We start from the raw sequence: 22646 nt of genomic DNA, 5'->3' as shown, positions 1-22646 counted from the left end.
GCTAATGGCTTCGTCAATCGGGCTGGCGGTGGTGATTTTGATTGGTAGGGCCTTGATTGCGATGGGGGCCGCACCGGTTCCAACATATGCAGCGCAAGGTTCAATCGCGATTGATCAAGCCGTTGAACATGGCGGCGTCTGCCGCAAAAGCCTCCCCGCCTGGGCAGTGCTGTCATATCGATAACAGGGCGGGGTCGGTGCATTGTCATTGATGAAGAAAAATAGTGCTTTCGATTGGAATACAGCAACAAGACGTACTCGGAGCAATGATTGGCGACCTATAACGATCTCGAAGTATTTGATCTGAAATGATAAATCTGGGGCGGATGCTTCCTATTCATATGCGATACACCCATCTCCTTTTATGAATTAAATGATGTTTTTTTTACCAGCTTCGTAAGTGCTGTAAATTCTTTGGATCTCTCGAAGCTTCTCTCAATAGCTATTAGTCCAATGTCAGGTGATGCTTGAAGTTCACGTAGATTGGTGGGTGCCTTGCGCTGATCTATCTTTACATATGCGACATAACCCGCAAGATAAAAACGAATATAATTGACGCCATCAAAGCGACTGCGATCAGGATCAAGCATTGCACCCGAAGCTGTTTCAGAGTTGAAGACTGCTAGTACTACCGAAAAATCGTCGGGAGTTCCGGGGTTTTTGTCCAAGATCATTTGGCGTATTTGGTCAATATGTGGTCCCAACTCAACTTTTCTGAAGAAAGGTTGTTTCGTTGTTGATGATCTCCATAGAAGTGTCAAAAAAAATAACTTGAACAATTTATAATCAAAATCTTCTGGAGGTATTTTTTTCGCCTTAATATTTGGCCTTTTTTTCCATACCGATTTCGACCCCAAAAAAATTTCATATGCATATTTGTCTGGTGCTGAAAACATAGACTCACAATCTAGGCAAACAAGTTCTGGATCGTAAACTCCAGTAGCCGACCTAGAGCTGTAAAACCCTTTTACATTTGTAATAAATTTATATGGTTCATAGCCTTTTTCTTTTGGAAACCCATAAAGGCTTCGTGGAATAATATGGGCTTTAACTAATTTTTTGTCTTTTCCGCAAAACTTACATGTCGCCATATTAATTACCCGTATTCATCAAACACCCACTCAACAAATACCCCCCCGTCGGCGCTTCCCAATCGACCATCTCTCCCACGCAATAGGTGCCGGGGCGTTTTTTGAGTTGGAAAGTTTCGTCGAGTTCTTCCCATGCGACACCGCCCGCCGTGCTGATCGCCTCGTCAATCGGGCGGGGGGTGATGATTTTAAGCGGGAGGGCCTTGATCGCGGTGGCGAGTTTGGCGGGGTCGTTCAGGGTTTCACGCGGGGTGACTTCGAAAACGAGCGCGGTTTTGGTGGCGTCCAGACCGAGTGTTTTGCGCAGGTGATTACCGAGCGAGTTTTTGCCGCGTGGTTTGGCAAGGCGGGCTATGACGTCGGCCAGGTCGCGGTCGGGCGTTAGGTCGAGCGTCACGGTGGCATCGCCGGTTTCAAGCCATAGATCGCGAAGGGCTGCCGAGATGGCATAAACTGCACTGCCTTCGATCCCGGTTCTGGAAATCACGAATTCGCCGCGCACGGTTTGCGGGCCGGATTTGGTTGTGACCGTCAGCGTCACGGCCTTGACAGGCGACCCCGCGCATTTATCGATCAGATGGTCGGTCCAGGCGACGTCAAAGCCGCAATTGGCCGGTTTGAACGGGTTGCATCTGATCCCGGCATTGCGCAGGATTTCCATCCATTTGCCATCCGATCCCAGTCGTTTCCAGCTTCCGCCGCCCAATGCCAGAACGGTGATATCGGCCTTGGCCGTCACTTCGCCGTTCGGGGTTTTGAAAACGGCATTTTCGTTATCATCCCAACCGGTCCAGTAATGGCGGTAATGGATTTTGCAGCCCAAACCATCCAGACGCCTAAGCCAGGCGCGCAAAAGCGGGCTTGCCTTCATCGCGGTCGGGAAGACGCGGCCCGAGGAGCCGACAAAGGTTTCGATGCCAAGCCCCGCACACCAGTCGCGGATTTCGTTGGGGCCGAATGTGCGCAGATGCGGTTCGAGCCGTGCGCGTGAGGTGCCATAGCGCGACAAAAACGTTTCGAGGTCTTCGGCATGGGTGATGTTGAGACCCGATTTCCCGGCCATCAGGAGTTTGCGCCCGGCGCTTGGCATGCCTTCATAGATCGTGACGGCATGACCGGACCCGGCGAGGCGTTCAGCCGCCATCAGCCCCGCCGGACCCGCGCCGATGATCATCGCGGTTTTGCCGTTTGGTTTTGGGGGTGGGGTATCCGGGTTTGATGACATGCGGGGCCTTTGTGCGTGGGTTTGTCTCTGGCGGTTTTAGCCGGTTTGGCGGGGGATGGCAATTTGCGGGATTGTTCGCAGACGGGGAGCGGGAAGGGCGGAAGACCCGCGCAAATTCGACCTTGGCGGAAATAGGGGGCGGGGTGACTTGCGCATTAAGGGTGAAATCGACCCTTTTGGCGAAAAAATGCGGCAAAGATTGGCAATTTGTCGATAAATCGGCTAACAAAATTCCGAAGGTTATCATGCATTCAAAAATAATGATCCTGTGGAGGAAACATGCTTTCGATTAGGGGAATGGCGGGCGCGGCACGGCTGGCGCGTGGATCGGTTGTCGCACTGGCGATGGGGGCGAGTGCCCTTGTGGCGTTTGGCGCACAAGCCAACGAAAAGGTCGATATTGCGGCACTGGCGTTTGTTTCAAGCGCGCCGTTATTTATTGCCAAGGAAAAGGGTTACCTTGCCGACGAGGGCCTTGATGCCGAGATTTCGATCTTTCAGGCGGCCCAGCCGGTGGCGGTTGCGATTGCATCGGGCGATGCCGATTTTGGCGTGACGGCGTTTACGGGCGGGTTCTTTAACCTTGCGGCCAAGGGGGCGCTTAAGGTTATTGGGGCGCAGTTGCATGAAGATCCGGGCTATGACGGATCGGCCATTCTGGCATCCAATGCGGCGTTTGAGGCCGGGCTTACCTCGGTTGATAAATTGCCCGGTCATAGCTTTGCCCTGTCGCAGGTGGGGTCGAGCTTCCATTACATGATCGGCAATGTCGCCGAGAAGGCCGGGTTTGACCCCGAAAGCGTTGAATTGAAACCGTTGCAGTCGGTGCCCAACATGATTGGCGCGCTGAAAAGCGGGCAGGTCGATAGCATGATCATCGTGCCGCATATCGCAAAGCCGTTGGCCAATGCGGGGGCGGCGCATATTATCGGCTGGGTGAAGGATTACGTGCCTTATCAGGTCGGTGGCCTGTTTACATCGACCGAGAATGTCGAAGAAAACCGCGAGATGGTCGAGAAATTCGTGCGCGCCTATCAGAAGGGTGTCGCGGATTACCGTGCGGCCCTTTTGGCGACGGATGCGGATGGCAAGCTTGTTGAGAGCGACACCACGCAGGAGATTTTGGAGATCGTGCATAAATATGTCTATGCCAACGATCCGGCGGACAAGGCCTATCCCAAAATCCGCAATGGCGCGATGTTCATCACCGAGGAAGCCAGACTTGACGTTGCCGATGTGAAGGCGCAGGTCAAATGGTATCAGGATCGCGGTTATGTTTCCGCAGATGCCGATCCGGCGAAATTCATCGATACCAGCTTTATCCCGGCCCTTGGTCAGTAACTGAGCGTATTTTCCGACCGGGCCGCCATTTTGCGCGGCCCGGTCGTTTCATTTGTAGATTTCAGATAAACGGATTGTGCCATGCGGCTGCAAATCAAGGGCATTTGCCATTCATATGATCAGGTCGAGGCGCTGCGCGATATCGATTTTGGGATCGAACCGGGCGAGGTCGTCGCATTGATCGGGCCGTCGGGCTGCGGCAAATCGACATTGCTGTCGATCATTGGCGGGTTGCTGGCCCCCACACGCGGCGAGATTCTGATTTGCGACAAGGCGACGCCCGAAGGGTGCCTTAACCCGCTGACTTATGTGTTTCAGGATTTCGCGCTTTTGCCGTGGCGGACGGTGGCGGGCAATATCAGCCTTGTGCTGGAAGACCATGGATTATCCAAGGCGGACCGTGATGCGCGGGTGGCAGAGGTGCTGGAGCAGACCAATCTGTGGGATTTCCGCGATGCGTATCCGAAACAGCTTTCGGGCGGGATGAAGCAGCGTGTGGGGATTGCGCGTGCGCTTGCCGTCCGCCCGGCGGCTTTGTTGATGGACGAGCCGCTATCGGCCCTTGATGCGCAGACGCGGATTTTGCTGCTGGATGAATTTGCCGCGTTATTTGCCCGCACCGGCATGACGGCGGTTTATGTGACGCATAACCTGAACGAAGCGGTGCGGCTGGCCAACCGGGTGGTGGCATTGCGCCGTCGCCCCGGCACGATCAAGGAAATCCACACAATCGATATTCCGATTGCAGAGCGGCGCGAGGGCATGCCGGAGCTGATCGCGCATGAGAGCGCGCTTTGGAACCTGATCCGGGACGAGGCGATTGCGGCCGATAAGGAGCTTGAAAATGTCGCATGATATCAGCGAAGTCCGGGCGGAGCGCCAAAGTGCGGCGTCCCCAGCAAGTCAGGTGCGGTTTCGCGCCACGGGCTTTAATCCCAAGGCCAATCCGGTTGCGGCGTGGGGCTTTTTCGTTGCCGTGATTGCGCTTTGGCAATTGGGATCAAGTACCGGGGTGATCAGCGAGCTTGCGATGCCAAGCCCGGTTGCGGTGGCCAAGGCGCTTTGGCAATTGATCGTCACGGGTGATCTTTGGCTGCATCTTGGCGCGTCGTTGCAGCGGCTTGTTGGTGGCTGGATCATGGGGACGGTGGCCGGGCTTTTTGTCGGTTTTCTGGTGGGGATGTTTAGCTGGGCGCGCTCGCCCGGTGTGGCGTTTGTATCGGCCCTTTTCCCGATCCCGAAAATTGCGCTTCTGCCGCTTTTCATCATCTGGTTCGGCATTGGGGAGCCATCAAAATTTGCCACCATTGCCTTTGGCGTGTTTTTCCCGACCGTGATCAATACATTCGGTGGGGTGGATAACGTGCAGCGCAACCTGATCCGCATGGGGCAAAGCTTTGATCTGCCGATGTGGTCAGTGATCCGCAAGATCATCCTGCCCGGTGCGTTGCCGACCATCCTGTCGGGTTTCCGTATTTCATCGTCGATCGCGATCATCCTTCTGATTGCGGCCGAAATGATCGGCGCGCAATACGGCATCGGGGCGCTGATCCTGGCTGCCGGGAACCTGTATCAGACCGATCAGTTGATTGCCGGTGTGGTGGTTCTGTCGCTTTTGGGGCTGTGTGTTTCGTGGCTTTTGGGAAGGCTTGATCGCTGGTTGCTGGCATGGCGATAAGCCAATCCTGATCGATGATATCAAAGGCCGGTTCGGGCATGCGGACCGGCCTTTTTGCTCTGTGGCCTGATGTTGAAAATGACTTTTATGGAACCTTGATCGGGTGGGGGACGTTCCGGGGGCAGTCGCAACAGAAAGGCAGGTTAATATGCATAAAAACCAATGGATACTTGTTGCCGACGGCGGTCGCGCCCATGTGGTGGCCGTCACGTTTGATGCCGAAGGACGGCATCTGGAAACGGTTACGGAAATGCAGGCTGATAACCGGTCCAGCCGGGAAATCGCCAGTGACAAACCCGGACGCGGTTTTAACAATCCCGGCGGCAACCAGCAGCGCCACGCCATGCCACCATCGACCGACCCGCATGAACATGCGCAGATGGAATTTGTCGACGATGTCGTCAATTACCTGACCGACAAGCGCAAACACGGCAAGTTTGACAATCTGATCGTGATTGCCCCGCCCAAGGTGATGGGCGAGGTGCGCAACAAAATGCCCAAACCCTTGGCCGAGGCGCTTGACGGGGAAATCGTCAAGGATCTGACCAAGATACCGCTTGATGACTTGCCCAAGCATCTGAGCGGGACGGGGGCTGGCTTTAACCCGTAATCCTTAATAACGACATATCAAGGCCGGGATGTTATCGGTGGTCCTGTCGGAATTGCATCGGTGACATCGCGGCCTTTTTGGCGAAAAAGCGTGAAAAATATCCGGCATCGCGAAAGCCCAGTTCATCAGCGATCTGCTGAACCGCGATGTCGGTATAGATCAGGGTGCGTTTGGCCTCCAGGATCAGGCGGTGATGGACGACTTCGATGGCGGTCATGCCATAGATGTCCTTGGCGATGCGGTTTAGCTGTGTGGTGGTGATGCCGATTTCACGGGCGTAAAATTCCAGCGGCTTGTGCTGCTTGTAGAAGGTTTCGATCAGTGACTGGAATTTGCGGAACTTCGCAGTTTTCTGTTCCTTGCGGCTGAGCCGTGCGGGATCGCCCGACGGGGCATCGCGCCCGATGGCCAGCAGCAGCAACCCCAATATGTTGCGCAGTGCATATAACCGCCCGGTATTATGTCCGTAATATTCCGCGACCAGTTGACGGATCAGGAAATCGGTCGGGCCGGGCTGATCGGCGGTTCCTGATCCATCGACACAAAGCGGCCGGTCGAGGCGCGCAAACAGTTTGGGGGCGGGGGAAAGGATTTCCTGCAAATGGTAATCGGTCAGTGAAATGACCCAGCCATCGATATCGGGGCTGAAGCGAAAGCCGTGAACGGTGCCGGGCGGCATGGTGAGTATCTGCCCGACCTGCATGGTGAATTGCCGGTCGTCAAATTCGATCCCGGCGTGGCCGCGTGTGATGTAAAGCAGCTGAAACAGATTGGCATGACGGTGCGGCTGAATGTGCAGGTCATGCAGTTTGGATCGCGACGGGATGCTTTCGAGATGGAAGAATTCCGGTTCGGAAATGGCAATCTGCTCGGCGGTTCCGGGCGCGGTTTCGCCGGTTTCACCGTAAAGCTTGTAGACCGGAATGCTGTTGCGGGTTGCGACCATGATCATGTTTTGCTGTTTGCTTTGGGACAGTCTAGCGGTTTTCGGGTTTGACCAAAAGAAAAGCCCGCCAGATCGGGCGGGCTTTTCGGAAGCTTATGATGCGCGTTGCTAACCGCCGAGCAATGTCGGCACAAACAGGGTCAGCACCGGCACAAAGATCAGCAGCAGAATGCGCAGGATTTCCGCCGCAAAGAAGGGCATGACACCGCGGAAGGTCTGGCTCATGGGGACGCCATCGGCAAGGGCGTTGATGATGAACACATTCAATCCCACCGGTGGCGTTATCAATCCAAGCTCCACGACAATCAGGGCCAGAATACCGAACCAGATTTTAAGATCCTCCGCCCCCATGCCATAGGCAGCCGTTGCCGCAGTCGCCCAATCGCCGCCATTGATATCGACCAGGGCCGGCCAGAAGAACGGGATGATCACAACGATCATCGACAGGCTTTCCATGAAGCAGCCCAGAACGATCAGGGCGAGCAGCATCAGAACCATGATCAGCCACGGATCAAGGCCGCTGGTTGCGGCGGCCTCGGCCATATAGGCCGGAAGGTTGGCACGGCTGAAGAAACCTTTAAGGATTTCGGCACCCAGCAGGATGAAGAAGATCATCGAGGTGGTGACAGCCGTATCGCGCAGCGACTGTTTCAGACCGGAAAATGTCAGGCCACCCTTGCCGCGCAGGCGCATATAGGCACCGTAAACCAGAATGGCAAACACACCCACACCAGCCGCCGGGGTCGGCGTAAACAGACCGGCCCCAAGACCGAGAATGATCGATCCGAAAATCACCATGACCGGGATCAGGCGCAGCAATGCCTCGCGGCGTTCCGCCGGTTCCATCGGTTCGGGGATCGGGGCGAGGCTTGGATTCAGGCGGACCTGAATGGCAATCACCCCCATAAAGAACGCAACCGCGATCAGGCCGGGAATGATGGCCGCCTGGAACATCTGGATGATCGATGCCTCGACCGTGACGGCATAGATCACAAGTGCGACCGATGGCGGGATCAGGATGCCAAGCGTGCCGCCCGCGGCAAGGGTGCCGGTGGCAAGGCGCGGCGAATAATTCAGACGGCGCAATTCGGGCAGTGCGACCTTGCCCATGGTGGATGCGGTGGCAAGCGATGATCCGCAAACCGCACCAAACCCGGCGCACGCCCCGATGGCAGCCATGGCAACGCCACCGCGGAAACGACCCAGAATGGCGTTTACGCCCTGAAACAGATCGCGTGACAGATTGGCTTGACTGGCGAGATAGCCCATCAGGACAAACAGCGGCACGACGGACAGTTCATAGTTTGACACAATCCCGTAAAACAGGGATTTGAACTGTTGCAGATAGGGTTCAAAGCGCAGGAACGGGAAGAACAGGCTGAGCACATAGTTGCCGCCAATTCCGACACCGATCATGGCAAGGCCGACAGGAACGCGCAGTGCGAGAATAAAGAACAGCAGTGCAAGACCGCCAAGGCCGATTAATTCGCGTTCAGACATTGGCCGGGGCCTCGCTTTCGAAAATCTGGCTTGCGGCAATCAGCGCCCACAGGAACATCGATACGATGCCCGGCACATAGAACGGCCAGATCGGCCAACCCAGAATTGCCGACAGGGTATTGTCGCTGCGCACTTCGATCAGGCCGTGGACCATCATATAGCCAAGGAACAGGGCCAGAAGCGTCATCAGGACGCCCGAGATGATATCCACGCCGCGCGCGAACCATTGGGGAAACATTTTGATAAAGACATCGACGGCGACATGGCCGTAGCGGGTCTGGCAATAGGGGAAGAACATCAGGGCTGCCGAGCTGACAATCATACTGACGAAGTCTTCATAGCCGATAATTGCCGGGAAATTGGCACCAAACAGGCGCGCAATCTTGTCCAGGCCGAATGCGGTAACGTTCACGATCGTGACCACGGCAATCAGCAGGGCCAAAAAACCGCCAGCCACGGCAAACCAGGATGCGGCCTTATTCAGCACGTGTTTCATGTGTCATACAATCTTGCGGGAATGAGGGGTCACGCAAATATATGATACGTGACCCCGTCAGATTTGCCAGTAACTTGAAAAGATTACTGTTTGGTATTGGCGAGAACGGCGGCTTTGGCCTTTTCGACCAGTGCGGCACCGTCGATGCCGTTCGACTTTGCTTCTTCGATCCAGCGATCAACAACCGATGCGGATGCATCGTCAAACGTTGCTTTTTCTTCCGGGGTCAGTTCAACAACCTGACCCTTGCCATCGTTGATCATTTTCTTGCCGACTTCTTCGACATTGTTGAAAACGTCACCGATCTGGGCGGCAAAATCGCGACCGGAGTTACGGTCGATGATTTCCTTGAGATCGTCCGGCAGGCTGTCGTAACGGTCCTTGTTCATGGCGAACAGGAAGACCGAGGTCCCAAAGCGGGAATTAACGCCCTGGCCTTCGACCGAGTAGGAAACCAGTTCAGCCAGTTTGAGCGGCGGGACGACTTCGAACGGCACAAGGCCGCCGTCAACCACACCAAGCGACATGGCCTGCGGCAGGGCCGGGACCGGCATGCCAACCGGTTCTGCGCCCCAGGATTCAATCACCCAGGAACCGGTACGGGTCGGCGTACGCAATTTAAGACCTTTGACGTCGGCAACGGTGCGGACTTCTTTTTCCGTCAGGTGGATGGCCTGACCGGCATGAACGTGAACGGCCAGCGGATGGATGTCTTTAAGGTCCGGTGCCATGTCTTCCATCATGTCCCAGATCGCGAGGTTGGTCGCGCGTGCATCCCCCAAATGGACACCCGGAAGTTCGAAAACTTCGGTGTGCGGGAATACGCCCGGGGTGTAACCCGGCAAGGTCCAGACGATATCGGCGACACCGTCACGGACCTGACGATACAGTTCCGGCGGGTTGCCGCCCAGCGACATGGACGGGAAGATTTCAAATTTGATACGGCCGTTTGATTCTTCTTCGATCTTTTTCGCCCACGGTTCCATCATCTGGGCCTGGGCCGGTGCTTTCGGGCCCAGGAAGTGATGGATCGTCAGGGTTACTTCCTGCGCATGTGCGCCAAACGACACCATGGTCGCAACGGCGGCACCTGTTAGCAATTTCGTGATGTTTTTCATTCTTTCCTCCTTTGAACGTCCCCTGGCGTCGCCAAACGCCATCAAACGTCTCAGCCATGATGCGTTTTTATCTGCAAAGTTTTCCTGAAGTTTTTCTTGTTGTTTTTATTGTTCTTTTTGTTCGCATGTTTGCCGTTTACGCACAGCAGTGATGCCAATTTGTAATCAATCTAATGGTCGCCGCATGGTTATGTATAATGATATTGGCGCTTGTTTTCATAACCATATGATTATGTATCGTGGCGGGAATGGGTCGCGTGATGCAGGGCGGCTTCTTCGCGGACGGCATTGATCAGCATTTCGACCGGCGGGGATACCGGGCTGTCGATGCGGGTGGTCAGGCCCACGGGGCCAAAGGTATCGCTGGTATCAATTGGCAATTCGACAAGATGGCCTTCGGCAATGTCGGATGCCACGGCCCCGTTCGAGATGATCCAGATCGCATCGGTTTCGCGGGTAAAGGCACGGCCAAAGGATGTCGAAACGGTCTCGATCCGGTCGGGCAGGGCGCCGATGCCATGTGCAATCAGCATCTTGTCGACGGTTGAATGAATGATCGCCTGCTTGGGCGGGACCAGAACGGTAAATTCGCGGATGCGGGTGATGTCCGGGTTTTTATCGGCCAGCAAAGGATGACCGGGCCGCGCGACCAGCGAGATATGTTCCGAATATAAATGTATGAAGGACAGGCCCGACATCTGATCGGGTTCAGCCAGGCGACCGACCACCAGATCAAGTTCGCCGACGCGCAATTGGCCCATCAGCATCACGTTTGGCCCGGCCACGACCTTGACCGTTGTATCGGGGCTTAGTGCCTTGAACCGGCGGATGGCGTTTGGCATGACGCTGGCGGCGACGGTTGGCAGAACACCAAGATTGATCGAAAGCCCGCCCTGCATGCGGACCTGGCTGATGCTGTCGACCCCCTGGCGAAGGGCGGTGACGCTGGCACCGGCATAGCGCAAAAACACCTTGCCGAAATCGGTCAGGGTTACACCACGTTTGGATCGGTCAAACAGGCGGGCATCAAGATGTTCTTCGAGTTCGCGGATGGTCTTGGATACGGCCGGCTGGGTGATGGATAATGTGTCGGCGGCCTTGACGACGCTGCGCTGGCGGGCGACCTCCAGAAAGCAGGTCAGATGGCGGAATTTAATGCGTTGATCAAGCATGCGTACCATTCCAGAAATCAGATATTCCTGTTTTATATAATTGTATAGTTATGCAATTAACGCAAATCCTCATTTTACATAACCAAAACCGCCTGCCAGATTATGGGTAACAAGTCAGGGTGGAAATAACATGAGTCTACAAGTCGCCCCGATCAACGGGACACATATCCATTATTGCCAGACCGGCCCAAAAAACGGCCCGGCTTTGGTGTTTTCAAATTCGCTGGGTACGGATCTTCGTATCTGGAACGATGTTGCCCCGGCCTTTGCCGACCGGTTCAATGTCATAACCTATGACAAGCGCGGGCATGGTTTGTCGGGCATTGGCGGGGCGGATTACACTATCGACCTGCATGCCAATGACCTGATCGGGCTTCTGGATTATCTGGGCGTCAAAGACGTCATCATCTGCGGTTTGTCCGTCGGCGGACTGATTGCGCAGAAGGTCGCGGAACTGGTGCCCGCCCGTGTTCGCGGCCTGATCCTGTGTGATACCGCGCCGAAACTTGGCGATGCGGATGGCTGGAACACGCGCATCAATGCCATCAGGGAAGGTGGCATCAAGGTTCTTGGCGATGCGATCATCGAACGATGGTTGTCGCCGACATATCGCCGCGAACGGCCGGTTGAAACCGCGATGTATCGCGACATGCTGGTCCGCACCACGGTCGAGGGATATGTCGGAACGTGCGTTGCCCTTCGTGATGGGGATCTGCGCGATGCGGCAACCCGGATTTCAGTGCCGGTACTTTGCGTTTGCGGATCGGATGATCTGGCGACACCGCCCGATGTGGTGCGCGAGATGGCCGGGATGATCCCCGGTGCCGAATTCGAACTTATAAACGGGGTCGGGCATTTGCCGTGCCTTGAAACCCCTGAATTGCTTTCCCGGTTGATCGACCGATTTATCAAGGAGAAGAACCTTGTCTGAGAACCGGTATGAAGTCGGTATGAAAACCCGCCGTTCCGTTCTGGGTGATGCCCATGTGGATCGCGCATCGGCGAATGTCACGGAAATCGATGCCGGTTTTCAGCGTTACATCACCGAGAATGTCTGGAATGGTGTCTGGACCAGCGATGCGTTTACCAAGCGCGAACGCAGCATTGTGACCATCGCGCTTCTGGCCGGGCTTGGCCATGAAGAAGAACTGGCGATGCATATCCGTGCAACGCTCAATACCGGTGCCACGCGCGAAGATATCCGTGAAGTTCTGATGCATGTTGCGGTCTATGCCGGTGTTCCCACCGCCAATACGGCATTCCGCATTGCCAAACAAACCTATGCCGAGATTGATGCGGCCGCCAAGGGAGAGTAAACGCCATGTCCACCTTTAAACCGCGCGACTGGGGTTCCCACGCCCCCTTTATCGCACCCGGTTACAAGTCCACCATCCTGCGCGGCCCGACGCAGGCACCACTTGCGATCAAATCAGGATTGAGCGAGGGCACCGGCCCGCGTTTTGCCCCGGCATCGGTGCGCAAGCTTGACTTCGATCTGACCAAGAACGGCATCACCAATGGCGAGCCACTGGGCGAACGCATTGTGGTGCATGGCAAGGTCATGGATACCGATGGCCGCCCGCAGCCCGACATTCTTGTCGAGGTCTGGCAGGCCAATGCGGCGGGGCGTTATGTGCACAAGTTGGATCAGCATGACGCGCCGCTTGACCCGAATTTCCGCGGATCGGGCCGGTGCATGACGGATGCCAACGGCAATTATGTTTTCTATACCATCAAGCCAGGTGCCTATCCGTGGGGCAACCATTTCAATGCATGGCGTCCGAACCATATCCATCTGTCGCTGTTCGGGCCGGGCTTTGCCACGCGCCTTGTGACCCAGATGTATTTTCCGGGCGATCCGTTGCTCGAACTTGATCCGATTTTCCTGGGCACCGAGGACGCGGCAGCACGCGAACGCCTGATTTCGAAATTCTCGATCGAGAAGACCGAGGAAGGCTTTGCCCTTGGTTATCAGTTTGACATCGTCCTGCGCGGACGTAATGCCACCCCGATGGAGAATTAAGTCATGGCATATGGTGAAACCCCTTCGCAGACGGTTGGTCCGTATTTCGCCTATGGCCTGACCGCAGGGCAATACGCGTATGACTTTACCGACATTGCCGATACGACCATCGCCGGACCGGACGCAGACGGCGAACATATCCGCATCACCGGCCGGGTACTTGATGGCAATGGCGATGTCGTCAATGACGCGATGATCGAAATCTGGCAGGCCGATGCCAACGGGGCCTATACCGAAAATCCGGTTGATGTTGCATCATCGGGTTTCCGTGGCCTTGGCCGTTGCGGTACCGGCACGGACGCGCAGAACCGCTTTTATTTTGACACCGTCAAACCGGGCGTTGTTGCCGATGGCACGGCCCCGTTTGTCAATGTCATCGTGTTCATGCGCGGCATGCTGGTTCATGCCTTTACCCGTTTCTATTTCGATGACGAGGCAGCACTTAACGCCAAGGACGACATCCTGCAATCGGTTCCCGCCGATCGCCGTGACACGCTGATTGCCAAGCGTGTCGAAACCCGTACCGGGGTTGAATACCGGATCGACATTCATATGCAGGGGGACGCGGAAACCGTGTTCTTCGACGTGTAAGTCGCTTCGGTCTGGATGGCTGTGTTCGCTGCTTTGGGGAAAGCCGGTGGTCACAGCCATCCAAATCATTCCAACGCATCCGGCTGAGATATGCCGCGTTTTATTGTTCTGGTTACCACAGGAGTTTTACCGTGGTTGCACGTTTCATGTCGCTTAAAGAGGCTGTCGCATCCTGCATCAAGGATGGCGATACCGTCTCGATGGAAGGTTTCACGCATCTGATTCCGCATGCCGCCGGGCATGAGGTCATTCGTCAGAGGATCAGGGATCTGACCCTGATCCGGATGACGCCCGATATGATCTATGATCAGCTGATCGGGGCCGGTTGTGCAAAGAAACTGGTATTTTCGTGGGGCGGGAACCCCGGTGTCGGGTCGTTGCACCGGTTGCGCGATGCGGTTCAGGAAGGCTGGCCGCACAAGCTTGAGATCGAGGAACACAGCCATGCGGCAATGGCGAACGCCTATGATGCGGGGGCGGCGGGGCTGCCCTGTGCGGTGTTCAAGGGATATCGCGGGGCGGAATTGCCGCGCGTGAACAAGAACATCAAATTCATCGAATGCCCGTTCACTGGTGAAAGTCTGGCAGCCGTTCCGGCCATTCGCCCGGATGTTGCCGTGGTCCATGCCCAGAAAGCCAACAAGAAGGGCGATGTCCTGTTTGAAGGCATTGTCGGGGTTCAGAAAGAAGCCGTTCTGGCGGCCAAGAAGTCGATCATCACGGTCGAGGAGATCGTCGATAACTTTGACGATGTACCCTACAACGCCGTCATGCTGCCGAACTGGGCGGTGACCGCGATTGTCGAGGTGCCGGGTGGCGCACATCCGTCTTATGCCCAAGGCTATTACAAGCGTGACAACGCGTTTTACAAGGCGTGGGACAAGATCGCCAATGATCGTGACAGCTTCACCGCGTGGATCGATGAGCATGTCATGAAGGGCGGCCCCGAAGATTTCGCCGCCAAGCGCGAAGCGAACAAAGGGTAAGCGGAGGAAAGATCATGGTTGACTATACCCCTACCGAAATGATGACGGTTTCTGCCTCGCGCGCACTCAAGAATGACGATGTGTGCTTTGTCGGCATCGGCATGCCGTCGGCAGCGTGTAACCTTGCACGTTTGACCCATGCGCCGGAACTGACCCTTATTTATGAAAGCGGCACGATTGGCACGAAGCCGGACGTATTGCCGTTATCCATCGGCGATGGCGAACTTTGCGAAACGGCCGTCAATACCGTGCCGGTGCCGGAAATGTTCCGTTACTGGTTGCAGGGCGGCAAGATTTCCGTCGGCTTCCTTGGCGCGGCACAGCTTGATAAATACGGCAATATCAATACCACCGTGATCGGCGATTATGATGATCCCAAGGTCCGCCTGCCGGGCGGTGGTGGTGCGCCGGAAATCGCGACGAGCTGTGGCGAGGTGTTTCTGGTGATGAAACAAAGCAAGCGTGGCTTTGTTGAAAAGATCGATTTCGTGACTTCGCTTGGTCATGGCAAGGGCGGTGATGACCGCGCGTCTTATGGTGTCGATACCAAAGGCCCGTCGCGACTGATTACCGATCTTTGCATCATGGAACCGCATCCGGTTGGCAAGCATTTCATCGTGACATCGATCCATCCGGGCGTGACGCGCGAAGATATTATCGAAAACACCGGCTGGACTGTTGAATTTGCTGATGAAGTCGCCGAAACTCCGGTGCCCGACGCGCACGAGCTTCAGGTCCTGCGTGATCTGCATGCCCGCACCGCCAAGGCCCATGAAGGCCAGCAGTAAGGACTTTGAATATGGCTGATGCTTATATCTGCGATTTTATCCGTACCCCGATTGGCCGTTTCGGTGGCAGTCTTTCGTCGGTTCGTGCGGACGACCTTGGTGCCATTCCGCTTAAGGCGTTAATCGAACGCAATCCGAATATCGATTTCGGCGACGTCGATGACGTGATTTTCGGATGTGCCAATCAGGCCGGTGAAGACAATCGCAACGTGGCGCGCATGTCGCTGCTTTTGGCCGGTTTGCCGGAAACTGTGACCGGTACGACGGTCAATCGTTTGTGCGGGTCGGGTATGGACGCGATCATCATGGCCGCACGTGCGATCAAATCGGGTGAGGCCGATCTGATGATTGCGGGCGGTGTCGAGAGCATGTCGCGTGCACCGTTCGTGATGCCAAAGGCCGAAAGTGCCTTTTCGCGCAATGCGGAAATCTATGACACCACGATTGGCTGGCGTTTCATCAATCCGGTGATGAAAAAGCAGTATGGCGTTGATTCCATGCCCGAAACCGGTGAAAACGTTGCCGAGGATTTCAAGATCAGCCGTGCTGATCAGGATGCCTTTGCCGCCCGGTCACAGGACAAGGCGGTGGCCGCACAGGAAAACGGCAATCTGGCCGCAGAAATCACGCCGGTCACCATTCCGCAGCGTAAGGCCGACCCGATCATCGTTGACAAGGATGAACATCCGCGTCCGGGCACGACAGCCGAAAAGCTTGGCAAACTGCCGACCCCGTTCCGCGAAGGCGGCTCGGTAACAGCAGGCAATGCATCGGGGGTTAATGACGGTGCGGCGGCATTGATCATTGCATCGGATGCGGCGGTCAAGAAATACGGCCTGAAACCGATTGCAAAGGTGATTGGCGGTGCGACGGCGGGTGTTGCGCCGCGCATCATGGGCTTTGGCCCGGCACCGGCCAGCAAGAAGCTTCTGGCGCGTCTTGGTCTTACGACCGATCAGCTTGACGTGATCGAACTGAACGAGGCCTTTGCCTCACAGGGGCTTGCGACGTTGCGCGATCTTGGCATTGCCGATGACGATGCGCGTGTGAACCCGAATGGCGGGGCGATTGCGCTTGGTCATCCGCTTGGCATGTCGGGCGCACGTATTACCGGGACGGCTGCGATGCAGTTGAAACGTACCGGTGGTAAATATGCGCTGGCGGCGATGTGCATTGGCGTCGGGCAGGGCATTGCCATTGTGCTTGAAGCGGTCTGATTGATCGTTTGATTTCAAAAGGGCCCCTGTACCGTTGAAGAACGGGCAGGGGCTTCTTTTTGTGTTGTTGACCGAACGCAATAGCGGCGCGACACTAGGGTTCTGACCCCTGCCAAACTGAAATAACACCTGTTTAAACGGTGGACCAAACCAGATGACGATTTCGCCCTTTGATTCTGCGATGCTTGGCAATCTGTTTGCCGATGCGGAAATTGCCGCCCTGTTTACCGATGATGCGCAGATCGCATCGATGGTGCTGTTTGAGGCGGCATTGGCATCGGCCGAGGCACGCGCGGGCGTGATCCCGGAAGCAAGTGCGAACCGTATTGCCGATGTTTGCCGCGAATTTCGCCCCGATCCCGCGACATTGGCGGCGGGTACGGCAAATGCCGGAGTGCCGGTTCCGGCCTTGGTCAAGGCGCTTAAGGCCGAGATTGGCGGGGATGATGCGCGTTATGTCCATTTTGGCGCGACCAGTCAGGATGTATTTGATACCGGCCTTGTTTTGCGCCTTCGCGATGCGGTGGCGATTATCCGCCGCCGGACACGCAAGCTGATCAAGGCATTGATTGCACAGGCCGAAACCCACCGGGCAACGGTCATGATCGGACGAACCCGTTCCCAGCAGGCCGTGCCGACCACATTCGGGCTTAAAGCCGCCGGATGGCTGGCACCGCTGGTGCGGATTGATCACCGGATTGATACGTTATGTGCCGATCTGTTCCGGTTAAGCTTTGGCGGGGCGGCGGGGACGCTGGCATCCATCGGGGACAAGGCGATCGAGGTTGAACGCAATCTGGCCGATGAACTTGAACTGCCCCCAACCGATATGCCGTGGCACAGCCAGCGCGATGTTCTGGTCGATTTTGCGGCACAGTTAACCGCACTTAGCGGTGCGCTTGGCAAGATGGGGCAGGATTTGGTGTTGTTGGCGCAATCCGAAATCGCTGAAGTCCAGCCGGGCAAGGGCGGCGGATCATCGACCATGCCGCATAAATCCAACCCGGTGCAGGCCGAAATGCTGATCACGCTGGCGCGGTTCAATGCCGGGCAGCTTGGCACATTTGCGCAAAGCCAGATCCACGAACATGAACGATCCGGGGCAAGCTGGTTGCTGGAATGGCTGACATTGCCGCAGATGATTATGGCGACAGGGGCCGGACTGGCGCAGGCGGTTGATATGGTGCCGAACCTTAAGGTCAATGCCGATCGGATGGCAGCCAATCTGGAGCTGTCACGCGGGGCGATGCTGGCGGAGGCCGCGACCTTTGCCCTTGCCGAACATCTTGGGCGTGACGAGGCGGACAAGCTGGTCAAGGACGCGCTTGCGCGGTCGGCTGCCAGTCAAAGCAATCTGTTTGATGAGTTGCCCAAACTGACCGATGTCGGGATTGACTGGGCCAAATTACGCGACCCGGCGAATTATATCGGACAGGCAGATGATTATATCGAGCGGGTGGTGACAACCGCACGGCGGGCGATCAAGGACAGTTGAAACAGAAAGGCGGTCGGGAAATGACCGCCTTTTGATTTTTGCACGCGATCAGGCCACGGAGCGCAGGCGTTTTTCGACGGCATAGTTATGGATCGGGACCCCGGCGACTTCGAAGTCGCGGCGTTCAACCACGTGAAAGCCCTGTTTTAACAGGAAGCCTTTGGCGAGTTCGCTGGCTTCGGAATAGAGCTTTGCGATGTTGCGGTCGCGCGCCGCTTTTTCAAGGGCGTCATACAGAGCTGTGACCGCACCCGTACCGGAGAGTTCGGGCAGGGCATATAGAAAATGGATGTGCCCATCGGCTTCGAGATCGCAAAAGGCGAGGGGCCGGTCGTTTTCATCCGCGGCGATCAGGCGCAGCCGACCATCGTCCATCAGTTCGGCAAATCGTTCTGCGGTTGGGGCAAGGGTTGCCCAGATGCCGACCTGATCGGGGTTATAGGTACGTGACCCCAACTCCGTAACAGAACGCGTGTAAATTTCGGTCAGGGCCGATGCATCATGCGCACGATACGGGCGGATGGTGATCAATTCTGTGTGCTCCATGCAGTGTCAAAGAACCGGACTTCAAGTTCGGTTGCCTTGCGGAAACAGGAAAGACAGTTTGCGCGGGCAGCGTCATCGAGTGTCGGTCCGGTTTTATCGAGCTGATCATTGAGGAAGGCGACGACGCTTTCGAAATAGGTCCCGATATGCAGATCAAGCCATTCGGCGTACCAGAATTCTTTGGGGTGGCTTTCGATTTCATTGTGAACCCGATCCGCCCAGCCAAGATAGGTGCCTTCGGCCACGGCCAGAACCGCTAGCATGCTGGCGTAGTCGTTGCTTTCCATTGCGGTGCGCATCAGATCCTTGAAGGCGCTCGTGACGTCCCAATCCGGCATTTCGCGGCGTTCCTGTTCGGTGACGCCCAGCGCATCAAGTGATCGTTCGAAATAGGTGTTTTCCGGTCCGGTCAGAAGGGCGAGAAACTGGCAGGCCGGAATCCGGTCCGGCAGCGTTGGCGCACGTGATACGGCACCGGCCAGAAGGGCAACAAACCGGTCGATGAAACGGTGGTCCTGAATCAGATAGTTTTTGAGATTGCGGTCGGGAACCGCGGCCTTGCCCCAGGCATCGGTGAAGGGATGATGGGTGACCGTATGCCAGTCATCGGCAACACACGCCTTTAGCCATTGGGAAAACGTGCGGCCCGGATTTTGATCGTGCCAGATCGGCCAGTCGGCAACGGATGCAACAGTATCGGTCATTCCCATTCCCATCTTTTTGCTGTTTGAACATGGGCGTAGCATGCGTTTCAAGTGTCCGCAACAGGATCATGATGCCGCATTCCTTGCGATAGATCAGTTTTAACACAAATAAATGATAAAATTACATTTGTTAATTATAATATTGTATATTATCAGGGTGATATTGATCCCGTGGTTTTCAGAAACAGGAGTTCCCCATGAAATCCAATGTCGGAAAAATTGATCGTGCTTTGCGTGTTATTCTTGGCGTGGTTCTGATTGCGCTGCCGTTTGTTGTTGCGACGGAGACCGGCCCGTTTGCCGCCCTTGGCGGATTTGGCTGGGTGGCGATGATTGCCGGTGCAATCATGATCCTGACCGGTGGGATGCGGTTTTGCCCGCTTTATCGCATTCTGGGTATCCGGACATGCCCGATTGATACAAAATCCGCCAGATAATCGACTTTTATGATGTCGGGGAGTTGTCAGCCGACGGATATAGTGGCATCCGTAATCTTGGTATTCCGCTTTTACGTTCCAAGCGCATAAGCGGTCCTTGTGACCCAGGAAAACGGACCTGCAACGATGAAACGCCTGAATGATGAACTGACCGTCTCGCCGCAGATGCCCCTTGATGCTGTTAATGACATCGCCGGGGCCGGTTTCAAGACCATTGTCTGCAATCGCCCGGACAACGAGGACCCCGGTCAGCCATCATTCGCCGAAGTCGAGGCAAAGGCGAAAAGCCTTGGCCTTGCAGCCGTGTTTCTTCCGGTTGCAAGCGGCAATGTTTCGGATGCCGATGCCGATGCCTTTGCCAAGGTTCTGAGCGAAGCTGAAAAGCCGGTCTTCGCGTATTGCCGTAGTGGCACGCGCTGCACGATCCTTTGGTCGCTTGCCAGTGCCGGTAATTTGCCGGTTGAAGACATTGTCAAAACGGCTGCCGGGGCGGGATATGATATGTCGCCTTTGGCCCCCCGGATTGCCGCGCGCAGCTAACCTGCCGAAAATGCACTTCCGGTTTCATCCGTTTCATGGCGAAATGGATGAAACCGCCTTGATCCATGAGATCGGCAAGTATTGATACTTCGGGTGCCTTTTGACCAAACTTGACCTTCGTATCGCAACAGATGGGGACCTTGATGCCCTGTGCGAGATCGAAAACAGTTCATTTGATATTGACCGTCTGTCGCGCCGCGCTTTCAAGCGTTTCCTTGGCAGCGAGACTGCGCGTCTTTGTGTGGCCGAACGTGAAGGTGTGGTGGTTGGCTACGCACTGGTTATTTTCAGATCCAACGTCGCGATGGCACGGCTTTATTCCATGGCAGTTTTGGAGGCGCGTCGCGGGCAGGGGATCGGTCGGGCACTTTTGACCCGGGCCGAGGAACTCAGCCTTGATTTCGGGGCACCGATCCTTCGGCTTGAGGTCAATCCGGATAACGAAACGGCGATTGGATTGTTCAAGGCGGCGGGATATCGCGAATTTGCCCTTTATCCCGATTATTATCCCGACCATTCCGACGCGCTGCGTATGGAGCGCGTTTTGGTGCCGCAATCCCTGCGTCGGCCATCGCCGATCCATTTTTATCACCAGACCATGCCATTCACCTGTGGCCCGGCAGCGTTAATGATGGCGATGAACGCGCTTGATCCCGAAATTGAGATGGATCGCAATCAGGAAATTGCACTTTGGCGCGAGGCAACGACCGTTTTCATGACATCGGGGCATGGCGGGTGCGGGCCGCTTGGTCTTGGACTGGCGGCGCATAAACGCGGTTTTGATGTCGAGGTTTTAAGCAGCCGCGACGGGCCGCTTTTTGTTGATACGGTGCGTAAACCCAAGAACCGCGAAGTTGTCGAGCTGGTGCATTATGATTTCGCCCGTCAGGCCCGCGAGGCCGGTATTCCTGTAAAAACCGGGCCGTTCAGCATTGCAGAAATCGAAGAACGGTCAAAACATGGCAAGATTGCACTTGTCCTGATCAGCCAGTATCGGATTTACGGCGATAAAATCCCGCACTGGGTAGTGGTTTCGGGGTTTGATGACCGGTATGTCTATGTCACTGATCCGGATATTGGCGAAGACCACGAACCATTTAGCGGAAGCGATTGCGTATCAACGCCGATCCTGCGCAACGAGTTTGACCTTATGGTCCGTTATGGCCGCGACAAGCTTCAGGCGGCAGTCTTTATTGAAAAAAGGGCCGGATAAACCGGCCCTTTGTCATTTTGATTACCATGCATTACGGACGCGCGATCTTGCCCAGAAGGTGGGCGATGATCCGGCGATACAGGTCCATGCCGAGCACGACATCCTCGACTCCGCCATCGATGTTGGGGTTGTCGTTGACTTCGATCACCATCGGGCCGTGCGGGGTTTCTTTCATATCCACACCATAAAGACCGTCGCCCATCAGGCGGGCCGCAGCCAAAGCGGTGGAAACGATATCAGCCGGGGCATCTTCGACGGCGACGGTTTCAAAGCCGCCTTCCTCGAACGATTTGCCGTCATCTTCGTGTTTGACGATCTGCCAGTGGCCGGGTGCCATGAAATAGCGGCTGGCAAAGAGTGGCTCGCCCCCCAGAACGCCAATGCGCCAGTCAAAGGTGGTTTCGACATATTCCTGAATGACGAGAAGTTCGGAATTTTTGAACATCTCGGTCGCGACTTCGGCCAGATGTTCGGGTGATTTCACCTTGCGCACCCCGCGCGAGAAACAGCCATCGGGCACCTTGAGCACCGATGGGAAGCTGAATTGCTGGCCGATTTCGGCAATGCGGCGCTTGTCGAAAATCATGCTGCGCGGGGCGGGAATGCGGTGAGTGCGCAGCAATTCGGCAAGGTAAACCTTGTTCGTGCAGCGCAGGATTGAGTCCGGATCGTCAATCACCGGAATGCCTTCCTTGCGCGCACGTTTGGCAAAGCGATAGGTGTGATGATCAAGGGCGGTGGTTTCACGGATCAGCAGCGCATCAAATTCCGACAAATGGTGGAAATCCTTGGCGGTGATCAGTTCGGCCTTGGCACCAAGGTCGGATGCGGCCTGAACGAACAGGGCCAATGCATCGCTATCGGATGGCGGAAGGACCGCATCGGGATCATGCAGGATCGCCACCAGCGCGCTTGGCGGATTGCCGCCA

Annotated in this window: 25 protein-coding genes; 15 read left to right on the top strand and 10 right to left on the bottom strand. The window is 55.9% G+C overall.

The features are described from left to right. Positions 1–362: 362 nt before the first annotated feature. Entirely contained in the window at positions 363–1091 is a 729-nt protein-coding gene (locus tag TH5_RS17050; RefSeq protein ID WP_114122853.1) for a hypothetical protein, read from the bottom strand. A 1-nt stretch (position 1092) separates the two neighbouring features. Further along, the gene (locus TH5_RS17045; RefSeq protein WP_114122852.1) at positions 1093–2316 is read right to left on the bottom strand and encodes a TIGR03862 family flavoprotein; all 1224 of its coding nucleotides are present in this window, start codon (positions 2314–2316) and stop codon (positions 1093–1095) included. Positions 2317–2595: 279 nt separating this feature from the next. On the opposite strand from TH5_RS17045, the gene TH5_RS17035 reads away from it, so the two are divergent. From TH5_RS17035 to TH5_RS17020, 4 genes are all read left to right on the top strand, one after another. Beyond that, a complete protein-coding gene (locus TH5_RS17035) occupies positions 2596–3657 on the top strand; it encodes an ABC transporter substrate-binding protein (RefSeq protein ID WP_244204955.1) in 1062 nt (353 codons plus the stop codon). Between the two features lie 81 nt (positions 3658–3738). Next, positions 3739–4512, top strand: a complete 774-nt coding sequence (locus TH5_RS17030) for an ABC transporter ATP-binding protein (RefSeq protein WP_114122849.1) — start codon at positions 3739–3741, stop codon at positions 4510–4512. Beyond that, a complete protein-coding gene (locus TH5_RS17025) occupies positions 4502–5335 on the top strand; it encodes an ABC transporter permease (RefSeq protein ID WP_114122848.1) in 834 nt (277 codons plus the stop codon). Before TH5_RS17030 ends, TH5_RS17025 begins: the two co-directional genes overlap by 11 nt. A 148-nt stretch (positions 5336–5483) precedes the next feature. Further along, positions 5484–5945: a host attachment protein gene (locus TH5_RS17020; protein ID WP_114122847.1), complete on the top strand. Its 462-nt coding sequence runs from the start codon at positions 5484–5486 to the stop codon at positions 5943–5945. Positions 5946–5976: 31 nt separating this feature from the next. On the opposite strand, the gene TH5_RS17015 is transcribed toward TH5_RS17020, so the two are convergent. From TH5_RS17015 to pcaQ, 5 genes are all read right to left on the bottom strand, one after another. After that, on the bottom strand, positions 5977–6897 hold the full coding sequence (locus tag TH5_RS17015) for a helix-turn-helix domain-containing protein (RefSeq protein WP_114122846.1): 921 nt from the start codon (positions 6895–6897) through the stop codon (positions 5977–5979). 102 nt (positions 6898–6999) lie between these two features. Further along, positions 7000–8391 carry a TRAP transporter large permease gene (locus TH5_RS17010; protein ID WP_114122845.1) on the bottom strand — a complete coding sequence of 464 codons (1392 nt, stop codon included), beginning with the start codon at positions 8389–8391 and terminating at the stop codon, positions 7000–7002. Then, positions 8384–8887, bottom strand: coding sequence for a TRAP transporter small permease (locus TH5_RS17005; protein ID WP_114122844.1), 504 nt, complete (start codon positions 8885–8887; stop codon positions 8384–8386). The genes TH5_RS17010 and TH5_RS17005 overlap by 8 nt, the downstream gene beginning before the upstream one ends. 83 nt (positions 8888–8970) lie before the next feature. Further along, the gene (locus TH5_RS17000; protein ID WP_114122902.1) at positions 8971–10005 is read right to left on the bottom strand and encodes a TRAP transporter substrate-binding protein; all 1035 of its coding nucleotides are present in this window, start codon (positions 10003–10005) and stop codon (positions 8971–8973) included. Between the two features lie 230 nt (positions 10006–10235). Continuing rightward, positions 10236–11177 carry a pca operon transcription factor PcaQ gene (gene pcaQ, locus TH5_RS16995; protein WP_114122901.1) on the bottom strand — a complete coding sequence of 314 codons (942 nt, stop codon included), beginning with the start codon at positions 11175–11177 and terminating at the stop codon, positions 10236–10238. Between the two features lie 130 nt (positions 11178–11307). On the opposite strand from pcaQ, the gene pcaD reads away from it, so the two are divergent. The 8 genes from pcaD to TH5_RS16955 all read left to right on the top strand — a co-directional run bounded on the left by pcaD (position 11308) and on the right by TH5_RS16955 (position 18277). Further along, positions 11308–12108: a 3-oxoadipate enol-lactonase gene (gene pcaD / locus TH5_RS16990; RefSeq protein ID WP_114122843.1), complete on the top strand. Its 801-nt coding sequence runs from the start codon at positions 11308–11310 to the stop codon at positions 12106–12108. Continuing rightward, entirely contained in the window at positions 12101–12493 is a 393-nt protein-coding gene (gene pcaC / locus TH5_RS16985; RefSeq protein ID WP_037991466.1) for a 4-carboxymuconolactone decarboxylase, read from the top strand. The genes pcaD and pcaC overlap by 8 nt, the downstream gene beginning before the upstream one ends. Before the next feature lie 5 nt (positions 12494–12498). After that, a complete protein-coding gene (gene pcaH / locus TH5_RS16980; protein WP_114122842.1) occupies positions 12499–13200 on the top strand; it encodes a protocatechuate 3,4-dioxygenase subunit beta in 702 nt (233 codons plus the stop codon). 3 nt (positions 13201–13203) lie between these two features. Beyond that, positions 13204–13791 carry a protocatechuate 3,4-dioxygenase subunit alpha gene (gene pcaG / locus TH5_RS16975; protein WP_114122841.1) on the top strand — a complete coding sequence of 196 codons (588 nt, stop codon included), beginning with the start codon at positions 13204–13206 and terminating at the stop codon, positions 13789–13791. A 131-nt stretch (positions 13792–13922) separates the two neighbouring features. Then, positions 13923–14777, top strand: a complete 855-nt coding sequence (locus tag TH5_RS16970; RefSeq protein WP_114122840.1) for a CoA transferase subunit A — start codon at positions 13923–13925, stop codon at positions 14775–14777. 14 nt (positions 14778–14791) lie between these two features. Beyond that, a complete protein-coding gene (locus TH5_RS16965) occupies positions 14792–15565 on the top strand; it encodes a CoA-transferase subunit beta (protein ID WP_037991458.1) in 774 nt (257 codons plus the stop codon). Positions 15566–15576: 11 nt separating this feature from the next. Continuing rightward, on the top strand, positions 15577–16782 hold the full coding sequence (pcaF, locus tag TH5_RS16960) for a 3-oxoadipyl-CoA thiolase (protein ID WP_114122839.1): 1206 nt from the start codon (positions 15577–15579) through the stop codon (positions 16780–16782). A 154-nt stretch (positions 16783–16936) separates the two neighbouring features. Further along, complete coding sequence (locus TH5_RS16955) at positions 16937–18277, top strand: 3-carboxy-cis,cis-muconate cycloisomerase (RefSeq protein ID WP_114122838.1); 1341 nt, start codon at positions 16937–16939, stop codon at positions 18275–18277. 48 nt (positions 18278–18325) lie between these two features. On the opposite strand, the gene TH5_RS16950 is transcribed toward TH5_RS16955, so the two are convergent. Next, complete coding sequence (locus TH5_RS16950) at positions 18326–18808, bottom strand: GNAT family N-acetyltransferase (protein ID WP_244204954.1); 483 nt, start codon at positions 18806–18808, stop codon at positions 18326–18328. Continuing rightward, complete coding sequence (locus TH5_RS16945) at positions 18805–19527, bottom strand: TenA family protein (RefSeq protein ID WP_114122836.1); 723 nt, start codon at positions 19525–19527, stop codon at positions 18805–18807. Before TH5_RS16945 ends, TH5_RS16950 begins: the two co-directional genes overlap by 4 nt. A gap of 197 nt (positions 19528–19724) precedes the next feature. Between TH5_RS16945 and TH5_RS16940 the strand changes: the two genes are divergently transcribed. The 3 genes from TH5_RS16940 (at position 19725) to TH5_RS16930 (ending at position 21717) form a co-directional block, all read left to right on the top strand. Next, positions 19725–19964: a YgaP family membrane protein gene (locus TH5_RS16940; RefSeq protein WP_062953082.1), complete on the top strand. Its 240-nt coding sequence runs from the start codon at positions 19725–19727 to the stop codon at positions 19962–19964. Positions 19965–20090: 126 nt separating this feature from the next. Beyond that, on the top strand, positions 20091–20504 hold the full coding sequence (locus TH5_RS16935; RefSeq protein WP_062961409.1) for a protein tyrosine phosphatase family protein: 414 nt from the start codon (positions 20091–20093) through the stop codon (positions 20502–20504). Between the two features lie 100 nt (positions 20505–20604). Then, positions 20605–21717 (top strand): GNAT family N-acetyltransferase/peptidase C39 family protein, encoded by a 1113-nt coding sequence (locus TH5_RS16930; RefSeq protein ID WP_114122835.1) that lies wholly within the window; start codon positions 20605–20607, stop codon positions 21715–21717. A gap of 31 nt (positions 21718–21748) precedes the next feature. Here TH5_RS16930 and TH5_RS16925 read toward each other — a convergent pair. Continuing rightward, the coding region (locus TH5_RS16925) for an ATP-grasp domain-containing protein (protein WP_114122834.1) at positions 21749–22646 on the bottom strand (898 nt) is incomplete at its 5' end.

Source organism: Thalassospira xianhensis MCCC 1A02616, assembly GCF_003326475.1.
Lineage (GTDB): Bacteria > Pseudomonadota > Alphaproteobacteria > Rhodospirillales > Thalassospiraceae > Thalassospira > Thalassospira xianhensis.
Note: the sequence above shows the minus strand (reverse complement) of the source record. Positions and strands in the feature narration are given on the sequence as shown.